Below are 17,805 nucleotides of genomic sequence, written 5' to 3' on the forward strand. Positions count from 1 at the left end.
GCGCAGGATGTCCACCGAGCCCGCCGTGGAGACGTGGCAGACGTGCAGCCGGGCGCCCACGTGCTGGGCCAGCAGGACGTCGCGGGCGATGACCGCCTCCTCGGCCGCGGCCGGCCACCCGGCCAGCCCGAGCCGGGCGGAGCGCTCGCCCTCGTTCATCTGCGCGCCGACGGTCAGCCGCGGCTCCTCGGCGTGCTGGGCCACGACGCCGTCCAGCGCCTTGACGTACTCCAGCGCGCGGCGCATCAGCGCCGGGTCGGCCACGCAGTGCCCGTCGTCGGAGAACACCCGCACCCGGGCGGCGGAGTCGGCCATCGCGCCGAGCTCGGCCAGCTGCGTCCCGCCCAGGCCCACGGTCACCGCGCCCACCGGGACGACGTCGACCAGCCCGGCCTCCTGGCCCAGCCGCCACACCTGCTCCACCACCCCGGCGGTGTCGGCGACCGGGTCGGTGTTGGCCATGGCGTGCACCGCGGTGTACCCGCCGAGTGCCGCGGCCCGGCTGCCGGTCTCGACGGTCTCGGCGTCCTCGCGGCCCGGCTCGCGCAGGTGGGTGTGCAGGTCGACCAGGCCCGGCAGCGCGACCAGGCCGCCGCCGTCGACGACCTCGTCGTCCCCCGTGAGCCCGTGGCCGATCTCGGCGATCCGGCCGTCGGTGATGCGGATGTCCACGGCGTCCTCGCCGTAGGGGCGGACGTTCCTGATGAGCGTCATTCTGTGTCCATCTCCTCGCTCCGCTCGGCCGTTCGCTCCGCTCCTCGCTCGTTCCTCGCTGCGATGCTCACTCACTCGGGAGCCCCTCCCAGCAGCAGGTACAGGACGGCCATGCGCACGCTGACGCCGTTGCCGACCTGCGCGACGATCGTGGAGCGGGGCGAGTCGGCCACCTCGGCGGCGATCTCCATCCCGCGGTTCATCGGGCCCGGGTGCATGACGATCGCGTCGTCGGTCAGCGCGGCCATCCGGCGTCCGTCCAGGCCGTAGCGGCGGCTGTACTCCCGCGCGCTGGGGAAGAACGAGGCGTTCATCCGCTCGGCCTGCACGCGCAGCATCATCACCACGTCGGCCTTGGGCAGGACGGCGTCCAGGTCGTAGCTGACCGCGACCGGCCAGCTCTCGACGCCGACCGGCAGCAGCGTGGGCGGGGCGACCAGGGTGACCTCGGCGCCGAGCGTGGTGAGCAGGCCGACGTTGGACCGGGCGACCCGGGAGTGCAGGACGTCGCCGACGATCGCCACCCGCACCCCGTCGAGCCGGCCCAGCCGCTGGCGGATCGTGTACGCGTCCAGCAGCGCCTGGGTGGGGTGCTCGTGCGTGCCGTCGCCGGCGTTGACCACGCTGCCCTGCACCCACTGCGCGAGCCGGTGCGGTGCGCCCGACGCCGGGTGCCGGACGACGATGCCGTCGGCGCCCATGGCCTCCAGGGTCAGCGCGGTGTCCTTGAGGCTCTCGCCCTTGGACACGCTGCTGCCCTTGGCCGAGAAGTTGATGACGTCGGCGGACAGGCGCTTGGCGGCCAGCTCGAAGCTGATCCGGGTGCGGGTGGAGTCCTCGAAGAAGAGGTTGACCACCGTGCGGCCGCGCAGCGTGGGCAGCTTCTTGACCTCGCGGCCGGCCAGCGCCTGCTCGATCTGGGCAGTGGTGTCCAGCACCAGGGTGGCGTCGGCGCGGTCGAGGTCGGCGACCTCCAGCAGGTGCCTCCTCATGCCTCGCCCCCGGTGAGCAGGACCTCGTCCAGCCCGTCGATCTCGGCCAGGTGGACCTCGACCTTCTGGGTGCGCGAGGTGGGCACGTTCTTGCCGACGTAGTCCGCGCGGATCGGCAGCTCGCGGTGGCCCCGGTCGACCAGGACGGCGAGCTGCACCGCGCGGGGCCGGCCCAGGTCGCGCAGCGCGTCGAGGGCGGCGCGGACCGAGCGGCCGGAGAACAGCACGTCGTCGACGAGGACGACGAGCCGGCCGTCGATGCCGGACTCCGGGAGGCGGGTGTCCTCCAGCGCGCGAACGCCGCGCAGCCGCAGGTCGTCGCGGTAGAGGGTGATGTCGACGGTGCCGACGTCGACCGGGGTGCCGCTGAAGGCCTCGATCCGGGCGGCGAGCCGGCGGGCCAGCGGGGCGCCGCGGGTCGGGATGCCGACCAGGACCAGGTCGCCCAGGTGACTCGCGGCCTTCTCGATCAACTGGTGGGCCACGCGGTCGACGACGCGGGCGACGTCCTCGGCGCTCAGCAGCGGCGGGACGGGTGGTGCGGGCAGCTCTGATGACATGGTCATCAAGCCTCCTTCCCCGCCTCACGGGACGGGTCGTTAAAGGAGATCCCGCCTCCGGCCTGGGCCGACGGCGGGTGGGACCGGCGTCGACCGTACTGCACCCCCCGCGGTGACTCCCAATCAGCAGGATCGGAGGGCCCGACCGGGTCACATCCCCCGTTCGGGTCGCCTGACTGTCGCCGCTTCCGGAAGCCAAGTACTCTCCGTGACCAGAACGCTTCCGAACCGACGACAGTCAGTGAGCAGAGGGTCATGAGCACCGACTACTCCAGGGCGCTGGGCGCCCGCCTGCGCGCCATCCGCAACCAGCAGGGGCTGTCGTTGCAGGGCGTCGAGGACAAGTCCCACGGCCGGTGGAAGGCCGTCGTCGTCGGCTCGTACGAGCGCGGCGACCGTGCGGTCACCGTGCAGCGGCTGTCCGAGCTCGCCGTGTTCTACGGCGTCCCGGTCTCCGAACTGCTGCCCGACCCGCGTCCGAGCTCCGCGGTGACCAAGAGCACCAAGATCGTGCTCAACCTCGAGTCGCTGGGCTCGCTGCCCGCCGACGAGGCCGGCCCGCTGGCCCGCTACGCCTCCACCATCCAGGCGCAGCGCCACGACTACAACGGCAAGGTGCTCTCGATCCGCGCCGAGGACCTCAAGTCGCTGGCGATCATCTACGACATGAGCCCCGACGAGCTGACCACCCGGCTCATCGAGTGGGGCGTGCTCTCCCCCGGCGCCGACGGCAGCATCTACGCCGACGCCGACGAGGACGAGACCGCCTTCGGCGACCGCCGCCGCTCCCCGCGCTGACCCCAGCGACACACGGAGGCCCCACCCGCTGAGCGGGTGGGGCCTCTCGTGCGTTCCCGGGCCGGGGTGAGTTCTGCGTTCTCGTGGCCACCCGGCCCCGGAGACCCCGAGAGCGCAGATCTCGCAGCCGATGGGTCGGGGACCCGCGACCGAGCTCGCCGCTCCGCCGTCCGTCGGTCAGGGCAGCGGTCCAGCGACCACGACACCGACCGTCCCCGTCGAGTGGGCAGATGTGATCGCCTGCGCCGGCGCGTCCGGCTGCGTCGGCGGCAGCACCTGCACACTCGGCACCCGGTGAACGCGGACGGCCCACTCCGGGAGCCGGAGTGGGCCGTGGGCGTTCAGCGGTCGGGCTACGTGGGGATCTCAGCGCGGACGATGCCGCCGAGGACGCCGTTGACGTAGGACGGCGAGTCGTCGGTGGACAGCGTCTTGGCCAGCTCCACCGCCTCGTCGATGACCACGGCGTCGGGGACGTCGTCGACCCACAGCAGCTCGTAGACCGCCATGCGCAGGATCGCGCGGTCGACATCGGGCAGCCGGTCCAGCGACCAGCCCGAGGCGTGGGCCTCGATCAGCTCGTCGATGCGGGCCTGCTGCTCCACGACGCCCTCGACCAGCCGGACCGCGTGGTCGGGCACGGGCGGGGTGCCGTCGGCGATCCGGTCGCGCAGGACGGCGAGCGGGTCGCCGCTGCGGAGGTCGGCCTCGTAGAGGACGTCGACCGCACGCTTGCGTGCTTTGGTGCGGGCTGCCACTACGAGGTGGGCCGGGTGGGGGCGGACGACATCAGCTGATCCGGCCGAGGTAGCGGCCGTCGCGGGTGTCGATCTTCAGCTTCTCGCCGGTGGTGATGAACAGCGGGACCTGGACCTCCGCCCCGGTCTCCAGCGTCGCGGGCTTGGTGCCGCCGGTGGAGCGGTCGCCCTGCAGGCCCGGGTCGGTGTGCTGGACCACGAGCTCCATGGTGACCGGCAGCTCGACGTACAGCGGGGTGTCGTTGTGCACCGCCACCGTGACCTCGGTGTTCTCCAGCAGGTAGTCCGAGCCGCTGCCCAGCGTCGTCCCGGGCACGTAGATCTGCTCGAACGTGTCGCCGTCCATGAAGACGTAGTCGGTGCCGTCGGCGTAGAGGAACGTCATCGACCGCTTGTCGACGTTGGCCGTCTCGATCTTCAGGCCGGCGTTGAACGTCCGGTCGACGACCTTGCCCGACAGCACGTTCTTCAGGGTTGTGCGCACGAAGGCGCCGCCCTTGCCCGGCTTGACGTGCTGGAAGTCGGTGACGGTCCACAGCTGGCCGTCCAGGTTGAGGACGGTGCCGTTCTTGAGGTCGTTGGTGGTAGCCATCTAGAGGACCAGCAGTTCCTTGCTCGTGAGGGTCAACAACTCGGGCTCGTCGTCCGTGACGATCAAGGTGTCCTCGATCCGGACACCGCCGTGGCCGGGCAGGTACACCCCGGGCTCCACGGTGACGGCCATGCCAGCGGCCAGAGTACCTGCGCCGAGCGCCGAGATGCCCGGAGCCTCGTGGATCTCCAGCCCCACCCCGTGCCCGAGCCCGTGCGTGAAGTGCTCGCCGTGCCCGGCGGCGACGATGACGTCGCGCGAGGCGGCGTCCACGGCGGTGACGTCGGCACCCACGGCCAGCGCGGCGCGTCCGGCCGCCTGGGAGGTCGCCACCAGCTCGTACACCTCGCGCTGCCAGTCCGCGGCGTGCCCGAGGACCAGGGTGCGGGTCATGTCGGAGTGGTAGCCGTCGACGGTGGCGCCGAAGTCGAGCTTGAGGAAGTCGCCGTCCCGAAGCTCGGTGGCATCGGGGCGGTGGTGCGGGATCGCGGAGTTGGCGCCCGCGGCCACGATCGTCTCGAAGCTGGGTGCCTCCGCGCCCAGCGCCAGCATCCGGGCGTCGAGCTCGCGGCCGACCTGCAGCTCGGTGCGCCCGGGGCGCAGCGCCCCCTCGGCGGCCAGCTCGGCCAGCGCCTGGTCGGCCACCGCGCACGCCCGGCGCAGCGCCTCGATCTCGGTCTCGTCCTTGACCGCGCGCAACGTCTCGACGGTGCGCCGGACGCTCACCAGCTCGACGGCCCGGCCGGCCTCGCCGATCAGCCCCTCCAGCCCGCGCAGCTCGTCGACGGTGACCACGTGGGACTCGTAGCCCAGCCGGGTCGCCCCGCCGGTCAGCGCGGCCCGGGCCAGCGCGGGCATCGTGGCCCGGTCGATCAGCAGCTCGACGTCGGGCACCTGGGTGCCGGCCTGGGTGGTGTAGCGGCCGTCGGTGCCGAGCAGGTCCTGGCCGTCGGTGCGCACCAGCAGCGCGCCGTTGGAGCCGGTGAACCCGGTCAGGTACCGCACGTTCAGCAGGTTGGTCACCAGGACGGCGTCCAGCCCGTTCGCCGCCGCGGTGGCCCGCAGCCGCTCCCGGCGTCCCGCCTCGCGCGCGCTCATCGGGCTGCCTTGGCGGCCAGGTGGCGCAGGGCCAGCTCGTAGCCCTGCACGCCCAGGCCGACGATCGTGCCGTCGGCGACGGCGGAGACGTAGGAGTGGTGCCGGAAGGCCTCGCGGGCGTGGATGTTGCTGATGTGCACCTCGACCAGCGGCGCGGTGAGCGCGGCGAGCGCGTCACGCAGCACCACCGAGGTGTGCGACCAGCCGCCGGGGTTGATGACGACCGGATCGCCGGCGTCGGCGGCGTCGTGCACCCACCCGAGCAGCTCCGCCTCGGAGTCGGTCTGCCGCACGACGACGTCCAACCCCAGCTCCGCGGCGGTGGCCTGGATCATCTCGACCAGCTCGGCGTGGGTGGTGTCGCCGTAGACGAGCGGTTCGCGGGTGCCGAGCCGGCCGAGGTTGGCCCCGTTGAACACCTGGATGGTCATGCGTCCTCCACAGCTGCCCAGGCGGCGTCGAGCCAGGCCTGGTCGGGGTCGGTCAGGATGCCGGGCACGCCGAGCCCGTCGAGGACGACGAAGCGCAGCGAGGCGCCGCGGGCCTTCTTGTCCAGCCGCATCACCGCCTGCAGCTGCGCCCAGTCGCCGGCGTAGCGGGTGGGCAGGCCCATCGCGGTGACCAGGGTCCGGTGCCGGTCGGCGTCCGCGCGGGACAGCCGCCCGGCCTGGACCGCGAGCTCCGCGGCGAACACCAGGCCCACTGCGACCGCCTCGCCGTGCCGCCAGCGGAAGTCCTCGACCCGCTCGATGGCGTGGGCGAGGGTGTGGCCGTAGTTGAGGAACTCACGGCGGCCGGTGTCGTAGAGGTCCTCACCGACCGCGTCGGCCTTGACCTGCACCGCGCGGGCGATGAGCTCGGCGGTGTCGGCGCGACCGGTCGGGTCTGCCTCCAGCAGCTCGAGCACCCGCCCGTCGGCGATGAAGCCGCACTTGACGACCTCGGCCAGCCCGGAGCGGAACTCGGCGTCGGGCAGCCCGGCGAGGGCGTCGGTGTCGGCGAGGACGGCGACCGGCGGGTGGAAGGCGCCGACCAGGTTCTTGCCGGCCGCAGTGTTGATGCCGGTCTTGCCGCCGACCGCGGCGTCGACCATGCCCAGCAGGCTGGTGGGCACCTGCACCACGCGGACGCCGCGCAGCCAGGTGGCGGCGAGGAAGCCGGCGAGGTCGGTGACCGCTCCCCCGCCGATGCCGACGACGGCGTCGGAGCGGGTGAGGCCGAGCCGGCCGAACTCGGCCCAGGTCGCGGCGGCGACCTCGGCGGTCTTCGCGGCCTCGCCGTCGGGGACCACGACCGCCTCGGCGGCGACCCCGGACTGCTGCAGGGTCTCCACCGCCGCCCCCGCGGCCGCGGCCAGCGCGGGGCTGTGCACGACCGCGGCGCGCGCGGTGCCGTCGAGCACCAGCGCGAGCTCGATCTGCACGCCGGGGCCGATGACGACGTCGTAGGGCCGGTCGCCGGCCACGGTGATCCGCCGCGCGGTCACGGGGCCACCTGCCCGGTGGCGGCGAGCACGTCGGCGACGACGTCGGTGACCGGGCGGCCAGCGGTCGGGACGGTCACGGTGGACACCTCGGCGTAGAGGGGGGCGCGGGCCTCGAGCATGGTGCGCAGCATGGCGCGGGGGTTGACCGCGAGCAGCGGCCGGTCGCGGGACAGGCCCACCCGGTGGGCCGCGGAGGCGACGTCGACGTCGAGCCAGACGACGGTGCACCCGGACGCGACGAGCAGCTCCCGGGTCGCAGGACTGAGCACCGCTCCCCCGCCCAGGGCCAGCACGCCGTCGTGCTCGGCCAGCGCCCGGGCGACGGCGGCGGACTCCAGTTCCCGGAAGCGCGGCTCGCCGTGCTGCACGAACAGGTCGGCCACCGTCGTCCCGGTGGTGGCCTCGACGTCGGCGTCGGTGTCCCGGAAGGGGACGCCCAGCGCCGCGGCGACGGCCGTGCCCACCGTCGTCTTCCCCGACGCCGGCGGGCCGACGACCACGAGCACCGGGCGGGTCACCGCTGGGGTGGGCTGGGTCGGGTCGAGAAGGACAAGGCGTCGAGGTAGCCCTGCACGTTGCGCCGGGTCTCCAGGACCGAGTCGCCGCCGAACTTCTCCAGCACCGCGTCGGCGAGCACCAGGGCGACCATCGCCTCCATCACCACGCTGCCGCGCGGGACGGCGCAGGCGTCGCTGCGCTGGTTGATCGCCACCGCGGCCTCGCCGGTGGCGGTGTCGACGGTGGCCAGCGCGCGGGGCACGGTGCTGATCGGCTTCATCGCCGCGCGCACGCGGAGCACCTCCCCGTTGGTCATGCCGCCCTCGATGCCGCCGGCGCGGTCGGTGCGCCGGGACAGCTGGCCGTCGCTGACGTCGATCTCGTCGTGCGCGACGGAACCGCGGCGGCGGGCGGTGCCCAGCCCGTCACCGATCTCGACGGCCTTCACCGACTGCACGCCCATCAGCGCGCCGGCCAGCCGGGAGTCCAGCCGCCGGTCCCAGTGGACGTGGCTGCCCAGGCCCGGCGGCAACCCGTGGACGACGACCTCGACCACCCCGCCCAGGGTGTCGCCGGACTTGCGGGCGTCGTCGATCTCGGCGGTCATCCGCGCGCTGGTCGCGGGGTCCGCGCAGCGCACCGGGTCCTCGTCGAGCCGGGGGTTGTCGTCGGGGCCGGGCAGCACGCCGTCGGGCACGGTCACCGGGCCGATGCCGACCACGTGGCTGACCACCCGGACGCCGAGGACCTGGTGCAGGAACGCCTGGGCGACCGTGCCGAGCGCGACCCGGGCCGCGGTCTCCCGGGCGCTGGCGCGCTCGAGCACCGGGCGGGCGTCATCGAAGCCGTACTTCTGCATGCCGGGCAGATCGGCGTGGCCCGGGCGCGGGCGGGTGAGCGGGGCGTTGCGGGCCTGGCCGGCCAGCACCTCGGCGTCCACCGGGTCCGCGGACATCACGCTGGACCACTTCGGCCACTCGGTGTTGCCGACCTGGACGGCGATCGGCCCGCCCTGGGTCACCCCGTGCCGGACGCCGCCGGTGAGGGTGACGACGTCCTCCTCGAACTGCATCCGCGCACTGCGGCCGTGGCCGAGTCGGCGGCGGGCGAGCTGGGCGTCGAGGTCGGTGGTCTGCACCCGCACCCCGGCGGGCAGCCCCTCCATGATCGCCGTGAGCTGCTGCCCGTGGGACTCGCCTGCGGTCAGCCAACGCAACATGCCGACGATCCTAGAAGTCGAAGGACCTCGGTCCCCCTCCCCCCTCGCGAGCTCGGGGCGAGCCTCTGGACCGAGGCCGTCGCAGGAGCACGCTGGACCCCGGTGACGGAGCCGGCTAGGAGGGTGCGGCGAGGGCCAGCGCGACGTAGGCGCCGGCGAGGAGGGGCGGGCCGAAGGCGACGGCGGTGCGCCAGCCGGCCCGGCCCAGCGCCATGAGCAGCAGCGACCCGAGGGCGCCGATGAGCAGACCGGCGAACACCCCGGCGACCAGCACGTCCCAGCCGGCCCGGCCCAGCACGAGGCCGAGCAGGCCGAGCAGCTTCACGTCCCCGCCGCCGAACCCGCGCGGCTGCACCAGCCGGGCGACGGTGCCCAGCAGGTACGCGCCCACGCCCGCGGCCACCGCGCGCAGCAGCGCACCCCACGGGCCGACGACGGCCGCGTCCACGACCAGGACGGCGGCACAGACCGCGACCGCCGGGAAGGTGACCCGGTCGGGCAGCCGGTGGCTGGCGAGGTCCACGCCGGCCAGGACGACCGCCGCTCCCCCGAACCAGGCCAGCGCCAGCACTGCGGGGCGGTCCCCGGCCAGCACCGGCGCGGCACCGACGGCCGCGGCCGACAGCAGGCAGGTGAGCAGCACCCGGCCGGGCGCGGGCCGCGCCGCCGGGTCCCGGGTGGCCAGCCGGACGGTGACGGCGGCCAGCCACGGGCCCAGCACCAGCCCCACGGCCGCGAACAGCCAGGTCACGGCGCTGGGGTCAGGCGTCCAGCGCGGCGCGCATGGCCTCGATCGGGGCGGGGTGCCCGGTCATCAGCTCGACCTGGGCGGTGGCCTGCCAGAACAGCACCTCGAGCCCGCTGATGGTGCGGCCCCCGGCCTCGGCCACCCGCTGGGCCAGCGGGGTGGGCCAGCCGGCGTAGAGGACGTCGAGCACGGTCTGCCCGCGCCACCAGGCGAGCTCGGCGACGGCGGGCTGCCCGGACACCGGGACGGTGCTCACCACGACCGGCGCGGTGAGCGTGCCGGTGCGGTCCAGCCGTTGCACGTCGGCGGTCACCCCCAGCGCGTCGAGCACCCGCAGCAGGTCCGCGGCGCGGGCCGGCTCCCGGACGACGACGTCCACGTGCCGCGCGCCCAGCGACGCCAGCGCGGTCACGGCGGCGGCCGCCGTCCCGCCCGCGCCGAGGACGGCGGCGTGCTCGACCTGCTCGACGCCACCGAGCTGCAGCGCCATGCCGACCCCGGCGACGTCGGTGTTCTCCGCGCGCCACCCGGTGTCGGTGCGCACGAGGGTGTTGGCCGCACCCAGCAGCCGGGGCAGCAGCTCGACGGTGTCGGCGACCGCGACGGCCGCCTGCTTGCAGGGCATGGTGACCGAGAAGCCGCGCCACTCCGGGCCCAGCCCGGCCAGCAGGACCGGGAGGTCCTCCGCGCCGACGTCGAGGGCGTCGTAGGTCCAGTCGTCGAGCCCGAGCGCGGCGTAGGCCGCCCGGTGCAGCAGCGGGGACAGGGAGTGGCCGACGGGCCGGCCGAGGACTGCTGCCCTCATGCCGGCCCGCCCGCGGGAGCTGGTGCCACCTGGTGCGACCTCAGTTGCCCGGGTTGTCCCGCAGCCACTGCTGGAACAGCAGCACGTTGGCCTGGTGCTCCTCGCCGGTGACGGCGAACCGGGTCTCGCCGGTGTCGGGGTTGGTCACCACGAAGAACAGCCAGTCACCCGGCGTCGGGTTGAGCGTCGCCTTGATGGCGTCCTCACCGGGGTTGCTGATCGCGCCGGGCGGGAGCCCGTCGTTGGCGTAGGTGTTGTAGGGCGAGGGGTTGGCCCGGTCCTCGGCCGTGGTGGTCACGCCGGCCTTGCCGTTGGCGTAGTTGACCGTGGTGTCCAGCTGCAGCCGCATGCCCTGGGCGATGCGGTTGTCCAGCACGCGGGCGACCTTGCCCATGTCCTCCACGGACCCGGCCTCGGCCTGCACGATGCTGGCCTCGGTCAGCACCCGGAGGCGCTGGTCGGCGGGGATCTGCAGACCGGTGAGCACCTGGTCGGTGCGGGCCACCATCTGGCTGAGCACCTGCACGGCGGTCTGGCCGGGCTCGATGTCGTAGGTGGCCGGGAAGAGGAAGCCCTCGATGAGCCCGTTGGCGTAGGCCGGCAGGCCGATCGCCGCGGGGTCGGCGGCGGCGGCCTGGAACTCCTCCAGCGGCAGCTCGCTGCCGTCGGCCAGCCGCTGCAGGACGGCGGTGGCGGTCAGCCCCTCGGGGACGGTCACCCGGCTCACCACGCGGGAGGTCGGGTCGAGCAGCAGCTCCAGCGCGGCCTGGCCGGACATCTGCGACCGGAGGTCGTAGACGCCGGGCTGGATGCCGGCGGCGGCCGGGTTGGCGGCCGCGGCGTCCTCGAACGGCCCGGTGGAGGCGATGACGTCGGCGCCGACGAGCGTGGTGCCGATGGCCCGCAGCGAGTCGCCGTCGTCGACCCGGACCTGCACGGTGCCGGTGCCGGCACCGGGGTAGTCCTCGGCCATCGGGTTGATCGTGTTCCACAGCGCGCGGCCGCCGACCACGGCGCCGACGACGATCCCGACGAGCACGAGCAGCGACAGGACCACGATCACCGGTCCGCGGCGCCGGCGACGGGGCCGGCCGGAGCCGCGCCCACCGCGACCGCCGCGCCCACCCCGGCCGCCGGAGGAACCGCCGTCGTCGTGGTGGTCGTGGTGGTCGTCGTCACCGGCGATGACCTCGAGGCCACCGGTCTCGTCGAACACCGTCGCCGGACCGGTGTGGTCGTCGTGCTGGTCGCGCCCGTGCGGATCGTGTCCGTGGTCGTCGTGCCCGTGGTCGCGGTCGTCGTGGTGGCGGGCGTCGGCCGGCGACCAGTCGTCGTGCGGGTCGTGCTCGTCGTAGGGGTCGGCGGCGCGCAGGTCGCCTGCCGCCGCCGGGTGCGCCTGCGTGGCGAGGTCGTCGAACCGCTGCCGGGGGTGGCCCCCGGTCGGGTGGCTCTCGGCGAACAGCGCGGCCAGCGAGGCCGCCCCGGCCACGACCGGCTGCTGGACGGGCGCGGCGGCCCGGACGGCGACCCGGCCGGGGCCGGTGTCGTACCGCTCGGCGCCGCGCTCGGCCGTCGGGCGGGGCGCGGGGACGACGCGGCGGCCACCGACGGGCACGGCGCCGGTCGGGTCGCCGGCGGCGACGGAGGGCACCGCCGGCGCGGCGACCGACATCTCGGTGGTGCGGGGGGCGGCGGACCGGACGAAGCCGACCGAGGTCTGCGCCGGCGCCGGGGCCGGCGGCAGCGGACGGCGGGTGGCGCCGGGACGGCCGAGACCGAAGGCGCTCACGTCCAGACCGGCGGCGGCCAGGCCGATGTCGGCCATGCCCGCGGCGTCGAGCCCGGTGATCTCCACGTCGGCGACGTCGACGGCGGACCGGCCGGGGAGCACCTGGACGCCGGTGCCCTCGGTCTCGGGGGCACGGCGGCGCCGGCGGGTGCCGTCGGCGTGGTCGTCGGCGAGCTGCACCGTCGAGGCGCCGTTCCAGGTGGCGAGCAGCTCGGCGGCGGACCGGCCGCCCTCTGCGGAGGAGTGGCGGCCGCGGGCACGCGGCTGGTCCGGGTCCGTCATGATCGGGGCCCCCAGGCGTCGGGGCCAGTCCGTGGTCGCCGGTCGAGGTGGCTCTGCAGGATGACCACCGCGGCTGCCTGGTCGATGACCGAGCGCTGGTTGCGGGCGGTGATGCCCCCGGCGCGCAGATGACTCGCAGCGGTCACGGTGGAGAGCCTCTCGTCGACGAGGTGCACCGGGACCTCCCCGATGCGACTGGCCAGGTCTTCAGCGTAGGCACTGGCATCTCTTGCCGACGCGCCCGACGCACCGGACAGGTGCTTCGGCAGTCCCACCACCACCTCCACCACCTCCTCTGTCACAACCAGCTCAGCGAGGCGGTCCAGATCGCTCTGGTCCTTGGCACGCCGGAGGGTCACCAGCGGGCTGGCGAGCATCCCGGTGACGTCGGAGACGGCCACCCCGACCCGCACCGTGCCGACGTCCACACCCAGCCGGCGGCCCGGCACCCAGGCCGGGGGCGCGCCCGCCGGCTGGGCGCCGGCAGGCAGGGCGTCAGCGGGCACGGTCGTCGTCCTCGCCGGTGCGCGGCTCGGCCGGTCGCTGACGGGCCGGGCCGGGCACCCGGGGCGGGTAGCCGCCGAGCCGCAGCTGCCCGGTCTCCGGGGCCGCCGCCGGCTGCCCGCCCGGGGTGCCCGGGGCGGGCTGGGCGGGCAGCTGCTCGGTGCGTGGCGCCGCCGGCCGGTCGCCGTGCGGGGCCGGCAGCGGGAAGGGCACCCGCTCGGTGCGGTGCTGCCCGTCGCCGGCGTCGGCCTCCGACGGCACGGGCGCGGGCACCGGTGGCCGCCCGGACCTCCTGGTCCACTCCTCCACCGGTCCCTCGTCCGTGCCGTCGGTACCGCTCACGTCGTGGCCACTCCGATCATCTGCTCGACCGCCACCAGCGCGGCGGGGATGCCGTCGGGCGCGGTGCCGCCGCCCTGGGCGACGTCCGCCTTGCCACCGCCACGACCGCCGACGGCCGGCGACGCCGCCTTCAGCAGGTCGTTGGCGGACAGGCCGCGCTGCTGCGCCGCGGGGTTGACCGTGGCGATGAGTGCCACCTTGCCATCGGAGGCCGAGGCCAGCACGACGACGGCGGGCTGCTCACCGAGCCGGCCGCGGACGTCGAGCGCCAGGCCGCGCAGGTCGCCACCGGACAGGCCCGCCGGGGAGGCGGTGACGACGGCGACCCCACCGACGTCCTTCGCCGACGCGGCGAGGTCACCGGCGGCGGCCAGGGTCTGCTTGCCGCGCAGGTCGGCGAGCTCGCGGTCGGCGTCGCGGAGCCGGCCGAGCATGCCGCTGACCCGGTCGACGATGCCGTCCTGCGGGGTCTTGAGCAGGTCGGCGAGCTGGCGGACCAGGTCGCGCTCGCGAGCCAGGTACCGGAAGCCCTCCAGGCCCACGGCGGCCTCGACACGGCGGGCGCCGGAGCCGACCGAGCTCTCCGCGGTGAGCGCGAGGGTGCCGATCTGGGCGCTGCCACGCACGTGGGTGCCACCGCACAGCTCGCGCGACCACTCGCCGCCGATCTCCACGACGCGCACCTGCTCGCCGTAGGTCTCGCCGAACAGCGCGATCGCGCCGAACTCGCGCGCCTCGGGCAGCGTCATGTACAGCGCGCGCACTCCGTGGTCGGCGCGGACGGCGGCGTTGGCGACGTCCTCGATGTCCAGCCGCTGCTGGGCGGTGAGCGCGCCCTGCCAGGCGAAGTCCAGCCGCAGGTACCCGGGCCGGTTGTAGGACCCGGACTGCAGCGCCTGCGGGCCGAGCACCTGGCGCAGCGCGGCGTGCAGCACGTGGGTGCCCGAGTGCGCCTGGCAGGCCGACAGCCGCCACTCGCGGTCGACGGCGGCCGTGAGCTCGGTGCCGGCGCGCAGCTCGCCCTCGAGCACCCGCACCTGGTGGGCGACCAGGCCCTTGACCGGGCGCTGGACGTCGATGACCTCGGCGCGGCCGCCGTCCCAGGTCAGCTCGCCGGCGTCGGCGACCTGGCCACCGGACTCGGCGTAGAACGGCGTGCGGTCCAGGACCACGCGGGTGATGTCCCCGGGGCCGACCACCGGCTCGCCGGCGTCGTCCTCGTCGACCACGGCGAGGACCCGCGACTGGGTGTGCAGCGCGTCGTAGGCCCGCCAGTCGGTGGGGCCGAACTCGGCCAGCAGCCGGCGGTAGGCCAGCACGTCGACCGAGCCGGTGCGCTTGGCCCGGGCGTCGGCGCGGGCGCGGTCGCGCTGCTCCTTCATCAGGGCCCGGAAGCCGGCCTCGTCGACGGTCACGCCCTGCTCGGCGGCCATCTCCAGGGTGACGTCGATCGGGAAGCCGTAGGTGTCGTGCAGCGAGAACGCCTGCTCCCCCGACAGCGCCGGGGTGCCCGCCTTCTTGGCGGTGCTCACCGCGGTGTCGAACAGCGTCGTCCCGGCCACGAGGGTGCGCCGGAACGCCTCCTCCTCGGCGTACGCGGTGCCGGAGATGCGGGCGAAGTCGGTGACGAGCTCGGGGTAGCTGGCGCCCATCGCGTCGCGGGAGACCGGCAGCAGCTCCGGCAGCGTGGGGTCGTCGACGCCGAGCAGCTTCATCGACCGCACCGCGCGGCGCAGCAGCCGGCGCAGGATGTAGCCGCGTCCCTCGTTGCCCGGGGTGACGCCGTCGCCGATGAGCATCAACCCGCTGCGCACGTGGTCGGCGACCACGCGCAGCCGGACGTCGGTGTCGTGGTCGGCGCCGTAGCGGACCCCTGCCAGGTCGGCGGCGCGGTGCAGCACCGGGGCGACCTGGTCGATCTCGTACATGTTGTCGACGCCCTGCAGCAGGAAGGCGACCCGCTCCAGGCCCATGCCGGTGTCGATGTTCTTCTTCGGCAGCTCGCCGAGGATCGGGTAGTCCTTGCCCTCCCCCGGCCCCCGCTCGTACTGCATGAAGACGAGGTTCCAGATCTCCAGGAACCGGTCGCCGGTGGGGTCGACCGCCGGGCCGCCGTCCGGACCGTAGGCCGGGCCGCGGTCGTAGTGGATCTCCGAGCAGGGGCCCGCCGGGCCGGCCGCACCGGTGTCCCAGTAGTTGTCGTCCTTGCCTCGGCGCTGGATCCGCTCGGCCGGCACGTAGGCCCGCCACGCGTCGAAGGCCTCGTCGTCGTCCAGGTAGACCGTCGGCCAGATCCGGTCGGCCTCCAGGCCCAGTCCGCCGTCGGCGACGGCACCGGTGACCAGGTCCCAGGCGAAGGCGATCGCCTCGGCCTTGAAGTAGTCGCCGAAGGAGAAGTTGCCGTTCATCTGGAAGAACGTGCCGTGCCGGGTGGTCTTGCCCACCTCCTCGATGTCGAGGGTGCGCACGCACTTCTGCACGCTGGTGGCCCGCGGGAACGGCGCGGGCTCCCGGCCGGTCAGGTACGGGATGAAGGGCACCATCCCGGCGACGGTGAACAGCAGCGAGGGGTCCGGGGACACCAGCGAGGCGCTGGGGACGACGGTGTGCCCGCGCTGCTCGAAGTGCGCCAGGAAGCGACGGCGGATCTCAGCGGTCTGCATGGGGAGGTCTCCTGCGGTCGCGGCCCGGCCCGCTCAGGGGCCCGGGCCGCGGGTGGGATGTGGGGTTCAGCTGTCCGCGGCGTGCGCGCCGCGGCGGGGCAGCGCGTCGGGCAGCGCACCGCGGTCGGGCAGCGGGGCGTCGAGCCCGGTGCCGGCGCGCAGCTCGTCCTCGCGCATCGCAGCGGCCGCGCGGACGTCCGCGCCGAAGTCACCGATGGCGTCGGCCAGCTCGCGCAGCCCCTCCGCCAGCGAGGCACCGATGCCGGCCGGGGTCAGCTTCTCCGCCGTCCGGGACAGCTTGCGGACGACGAGGGCGCCGATGGTGATGCCCATGGCGAGCCAGAACAGCCGGCGCATCAGGCGGCCCGCCGCGACTCACGCCGGCTGCGGCGCTCGTCCTTGGCCGAGCGCTGGGCGGTGGCCAGGGCCGCGCCCTCGCGCTTCTTCTTGGCGGCGGTGCGCACGCCGTAGCTGAACGCGGCGACCTTGATCAGCGGGCTGCCCAGCGTGGCGGCGAAGACGGAGGTCAGCGCGGCCACGTTGGAGGAGACGTTGGCGGCGTTGCCGGTGATGTCGTCGACCCGCTCGAGGTTGGCGTTGACGTGGGTGACCGTCGTCGACGCCTGGCTCAGGATGGGCTGGCTCTGCTCCCGGACCTGCCGGATGGTCAACGTCGTCTCGTCCAGGGTGCGCCCGAGCTTGAGCAGCGGCACCGCCAGCAGGACGACCAGCAGCACCACGGCGATGGCTGCGATCAGCCCGGCGATCTCTCCTGCGGACACTCGAGGGTCCCCTTCGTCGTCTCGTGCACGGCCCCGGCGGGTGTCCACCGGTCGCGCAACACTAGCCGCCGACGTCCCGACCGACCGCCGCTGCTGGGGACGACGGTCAGCGGCGGCGGACGATCGCCCGCAGCTTGGCCAGCCGGGCGCCGATCTGGGCCTCCACGCCACGAGCAGTGGGCCGGTAGTAGTCGCGGCCCACGAGGGCGTCCGGCGGGTACTGCTGCGGCACGACGCCGTCGGGGTGGGCGTGCGGGTAGACGTAGGTCGCGCCGTGGCCGAGCTTCTTGGCCCCGGCGTAGTGGGCGTCGCGCAGCCCCGGCGGCACGGGCCCGGCCAGCCCGGCGCGCACGTCGGCGACGGACTCCCCGATCGCCACGGTGAGCGCGCCGGACTTCGGCGCGGTGGCCAGGTGGACGACGGCCTGGGCGAGCGGGAAGTGCCCCTCCGGCATGCCGATGAACGCCACGGCGTCCGCGGCGGCCACCGCGGTGACCAGGGCCGTGGGGTCGGCCATGCCGATGTCCTCGCTGGCGGAGATGACCAGCCGGCGGGCGATGAAGCGCGGGTCCTCCCCCGCCTCGACCATCCGGGCCAGGTAGTGCAGGGCGGCGTCGACGTCGCTGCCGCGGATGCTCTTGATCAGCGCGCTGGCGATGTCGTAGTGCTGGTCGCCGGAGCGGTCGTAGCGCACCGCCGCCTGGGCGACCGCGGTCTCCAGGGTCGGCAGGTCCAGCACCGTGCCGCCGGCCGCCCTCGCCGCGCCGGCACCGGACTCCAGCGCGGTCAGCGCCTTGCGCGCGTCCCCGCCGGCCACCCGGATCAGGTGCTCCTCGGCCTCCTCGGTGAGCGTCACCGCGCCGTCCAGGCCGCGGTCGCTGGTCAGCGCCCGGCGCAGCACGGCCCGCAGGTCGTCGTCGTCGAGGGGCTGCAGCGCCAGCACCAGGCTGCGGGACAGCAGCGGGCTGACCACGGAGAAGAACGGGTTCTCGGTGGTCGCGGCGATCAGGCTGACGATCCGGTCCTCGACCGCGGACAGCAGCGAGTCCTGCTGGGTCTTGGAGAACCGGTGGACCTCGTCGATGAACAGCACGGTGCGCCGGCCGGCGTGGGTGAGCTCGCGCTTGGCGGTGGCGATGACCGCGCGCACCTCCTTCACCCCGGCGTCCAGCGCC

20 protein-coding genes are annotated in these 17,805 nt (G+C 74.7%); 1 reads left to right on the forward strand and 19 read right to left on the reverse strand.

Features of this window, described 5'->3' with window-relative positions:
* The 3 genes from GCU67_RS18690 to pyrR all read right to left on the reverse strand — a co-directional run.
* The coding region (locus tag GCU67_RS18690; RefSeq protein WP_163612872.1) for a dihydroorotase at positions 1-714 on the reverse strand (714 nt) is incomplete at its 3' end.
* Between the two features lie 71 nt (positions 715-785).
* Positions 786-1,706 (reverse strand): aspartate carbamoyltransferase catalytic subunit, encoded by a 921-nt coding sequence (locus GCU67_RS18695; protein ID WP_163612873.1) that lies wholly within the window; start codon positions 1,704-1,706, stop codon positions 786-788.
* Positions 1,703-2,272 carry a bifunctional pyr operon transcriptional regulator/uracil phosphoribosyltransferase PyrR gene (gene pyrR, locus GCU67_RS18700; protein ID WP_338105150.1) on the reverse strand — a complete coding sequence of 190 codons (570 nt, stop codon included), beginning with the start codon at positions 2,270-2,272 and terminating at the stop codon, positions 1,703-1,705. Before pyrR ends, GCU67_RS18695 begins: the two co-directional genes overlap by 4 nt.
* Positions 2,273-2,521: 249 nt before the next feature.
* On the opposite strand from pyrR, the gene bldD reads away from it, so the two are divergent.
* The gene (bldD, locus tag GCU67_RS18705; RefSeq protein ID WP_163612874.1) at positions 2,522-3,064 is read left to right on the forward strand and encodes a transcriptional regulator BldD; all 543 of its coding nucleotides are present in this window, start codon (positions 2,522-2,524) and stop codon (positions 3,062-3,064) included.
* A 353-nt stretch (positions 3,065-3,417) separates the two neighbouring features.
* Here bldD and nusB read toward each other — a convergent pair whose 3' ends face one another.
* The 16 genes from nusB to GCU67_RS18785 all read right to left on the reverse strand — a co-directional run.
* The gene (gene nusB / locus GCU67_RS18710; protein ID WP_163612875.1) at positions 3,418-3,822 is read right to left on the reverse strand and encodes a transcription antitermination factor NusB; all 405 of its coding nucleotides are present in this window, start codon (positions 3,820-3,822) and stop codon (positions 3,418-3,420) included.
* A gap of 31 nt (positions 3,823-3,853) precedes the next feature.
* A complete protein-coding gene (efp, locus tag GCU67_RS18715) occupies positions 3,854-4,414 on the reverse strand; it encodes an elongation factor P (RefSeq protein WP_163612876.1) in 561 nt (186 codons plus the stop codon).
* Entirely contained in the window at positions 4,415-5,512 is a 1,098-nt protein-coding gene (locus GCU67_RS18720) for a M24 family metallopeptidase (protein ID WP_163612877.1), read from the reverse strand.
* Positions 5,509-5,943 (reverse strand): type II 3-dehydroquinate dehydratase, encoded by a 435-nt coding sequence (gene aroQ, locus GCU67_RS18725; protein ID WP_163612878.1) that lies wholly within the window; start codon positions 5,941-5,943, stop codon positions 5,509-5,511. Before aroQ ends, GCU67_RS18720 begins: the two co-directional genes overlap by 4 nt.
* A complete protein-coding gene (gene aroB, locus GCU67_RS18730; RefSeq protein WP_163612879.1) occupies positions 5,940-6,998 on the reverse strand; it encodes a 3-dehydroquinate synthase in 1,059 nt (352 codons plus the stop codon). Before aroB ends, aroQ begins: the two co-directional genes overlap by 4 nt.
* The gene (locus GCU67_RS18735; RefSeq protein ID WP_163612880.1) at positions 6,995-7,516 is read right to left on the reverse strand and encodes a shikimate kinase; all 522 of its coding nucleotides are present in this window, start codon (positions 7,514-7,516) and stop codon (positions 6,995-6,997) included. The genes aroB and GCU67_RS18735 overlap by 4 nt, the downstream gene beginning before the upstream one ends.
* Positions 7,513-8,715, reverse strand: coding sequence for a chorismate synthase (gene aroC, locus GCU67_RS18740; RefSeq protein ID WP_163612881.1), 1,203 nt, complete (start codon positions 8,713-8,715; stop codon positions 7,513-7,515). Before aroC ends, GCU67_RS18735 begins: the two co-directional genes overlap by 4 nt.
* Positions 8,716-8,830: 115 nt before the next feature.
* Positions 8,831-9,466 carry a prepilin peptidase gene (locus GCU67_RS18745; protein WP_163612882.1) on the reverse strand — a complete coding sequence of 212 codons (636 nt, stop codon included), beginning with the start codon at positions 9,464-9,466 and terminating at the stop codon, positions 8,831-8,833.
* A gap of 10 nt (positions 9,467-9,476) precedes the next feature.
* Complete coding sequence (locus GCU67_RS18750) at positions 9,477-10,268, reverse strand: shikimate dehydrogenase (protein WP_163612883.1); 792 nt, start codon at positions 10,266-10,268, stop codon at positions 9,477-9,479.
* Between the two features lie 40 nt (positions 10,269-10,308).
* Positions 10,309-12,339, reverse strand: a complete 2,031-nt coding sequence (mltG, locus tag GCU67_RS18755) for an endolytic transglycosylase MltG (RefSeq protein WP_163612884.1) — start codon at positions 12,337-12,339, stop codon at positions 10,309-10,311.
* Positions 12,336-12,845, reverse strand: coding sequence for a Holliday junction resolvase RuvX (gene ruvX, locus GCU67_RS18760; RefSeq protein WP_338105151.1), 510 nt, complete (start codon positions 12,843-12,845; stop codon positions 12,336-12,338). Before ruvX ends, mltG begins: the two co-directional genes overlap by 4 nt.
* Positions 12,835-13,116: a hypothetical protein gene (locus tag GCU67_RS18765; RefSeq protein WP_163612885.1), complete on the reverse strand. Its 282-nt coding sequence runs from the start codon at positions 13,114-13,116 to the stop codon at positions 12,835-12,837. The genes ruvX and GCU67_RS18765 overlap by 11 nt, the downstream gene beginning before the upstream one ends.
* 65 nt (positions 13,117-13,181) lie before the next feature.
* Positions 13,182-15,848: an alanine--tRNA ligase gene (gene alaS, locus GCU67_RS18770; protein WP_163612886.1), complete on the reverse strand. Its 2,667-nt coding sequence runs from the start codon at positions 15,846-15,848 to the stop codon at positions 13,182-13,184.
* 66 nt (positions 15,849-15,914) lie between these two features.
* Positions 15,915-16,205 carry a hypothetical protein gene (locus GCU67_RS18775; protein WP_163612887.1) on the reverse strand — a complete coding sequence of 97 codons (291 nt, stop codon included), beginning with the start codon at positions 16,203-16,205 and terminating at the stop codon, positions 15,915-15,917.
* Complete coding sequence (locus tag GCU67_RS18780) at positions 16,205-16,630, reverse strand: DUF948 domain-containing protein (RefSeq protein WP_163612888.1); 426 nt, start codon at positions 16,628-16,630, stop codon at positions 16,205-16,207. The genes GCU67_RS18775 and GCU67_RS18780 overlap by 1 nt, the downstream gene beginning before the upstream one ends.
* Positions 16,631-16,736: 106 nt before the next feature.
* The coding region (locus GCU67_RS18785; protein WP_163612889.1) for a replication-associated recombination protein A at positions 16,737-17,805 on the reverse strand (1,069 nt) is incomplete at its 5' end.

This window comes from Modestobacter muralis, assembly GCF_010682105.1.
Lineage (GTDB): Bacteria > Actinomycetota > Actinomycetes > Mycobacteriales > Geodermatophilaceae > Modestobacter > Modestobacter muralis.

Excerpts from the sequence above, each read along its gene's own strand:
- mltG (WP_163612884.1), bottom strand. The coding sequence starts at position 12,339 with ATGACGGACCCGGACCAGCCGCGTGCCCGCGGCCGCCACTCCTCCGCA.
- pyrR (WP_338105150.1), bottom strand. The coding sequence starts at position 2,272 with ATGACCATGTCATCAGAGCTGCCCGCACCACCCGTCCCGCCGCTGCTG.
- GCU67_RS18750 (WP_163612883.1), bottom strand. The coding sequence starts at position 10,268 with ATGAGGGCAGCAGTCCTCGGCCGGCCCGTCGGCCACTCCCTGTCCCCG.
- GCU67_RS18720 (WP_163612877.1), bottom strand. The coding sequence starts at position 5,512 with ATGAGCGCGCGCGAGGCGGGACGCCGGGAGCGGCTGCGGGCCACCGCG.
- GCU67_RS18695 (WP_163612873.1), bottom strand. The coding sequence starts at position 1,706 with ATGAGGAGGCACCTGCTGGAGGTCGCCGACCTCGACCGCGCCGACGCC.
- GCU67_RS18775 (WP_163612887.1), bottom strand. The coding sequence starts at position 16,205 with ATGCGCCGGCTGTTCTGGCTCGCCATGGGCATCACCATCGGCGCCCTC.
- aroQ (WP_163612878.1), bottom strand. The coding sequence starts at position 5,943 with ATGACCATCCAGGTGTTCAACGGGGCCAACCTCGGCCGGCTCGGCACC.
- bldD (WP_163612874.1), top strand. The coding sequence starts at position 2,522 with ATGAGCACCGACTACTCCAGGGCGCTGGGCGCCCGCCTGCGCGCCATC.
- alaS (WP_163612886.1), bottom strand. The coding sequence starts at position 15,848 with ATGCAGACCGCTGAGATCCGCCGTCGCTTCCTGGCGCACTTCGAGCAG.
- aroC (WP_163612881.1), bottom strand. The coding sequence starts at position 8,715 with ATGTTGCGTTGGCTGACCGCAGGCGAGTCCCACGGGCAGCAGCTCACG.
- efp (WP_163612876.1), bottom strand. The coding sequence starts at position 4,414 with ATGGCTACCACCAACGACCTCAAGAACGGCACCGTCCTCAACCTGGAC.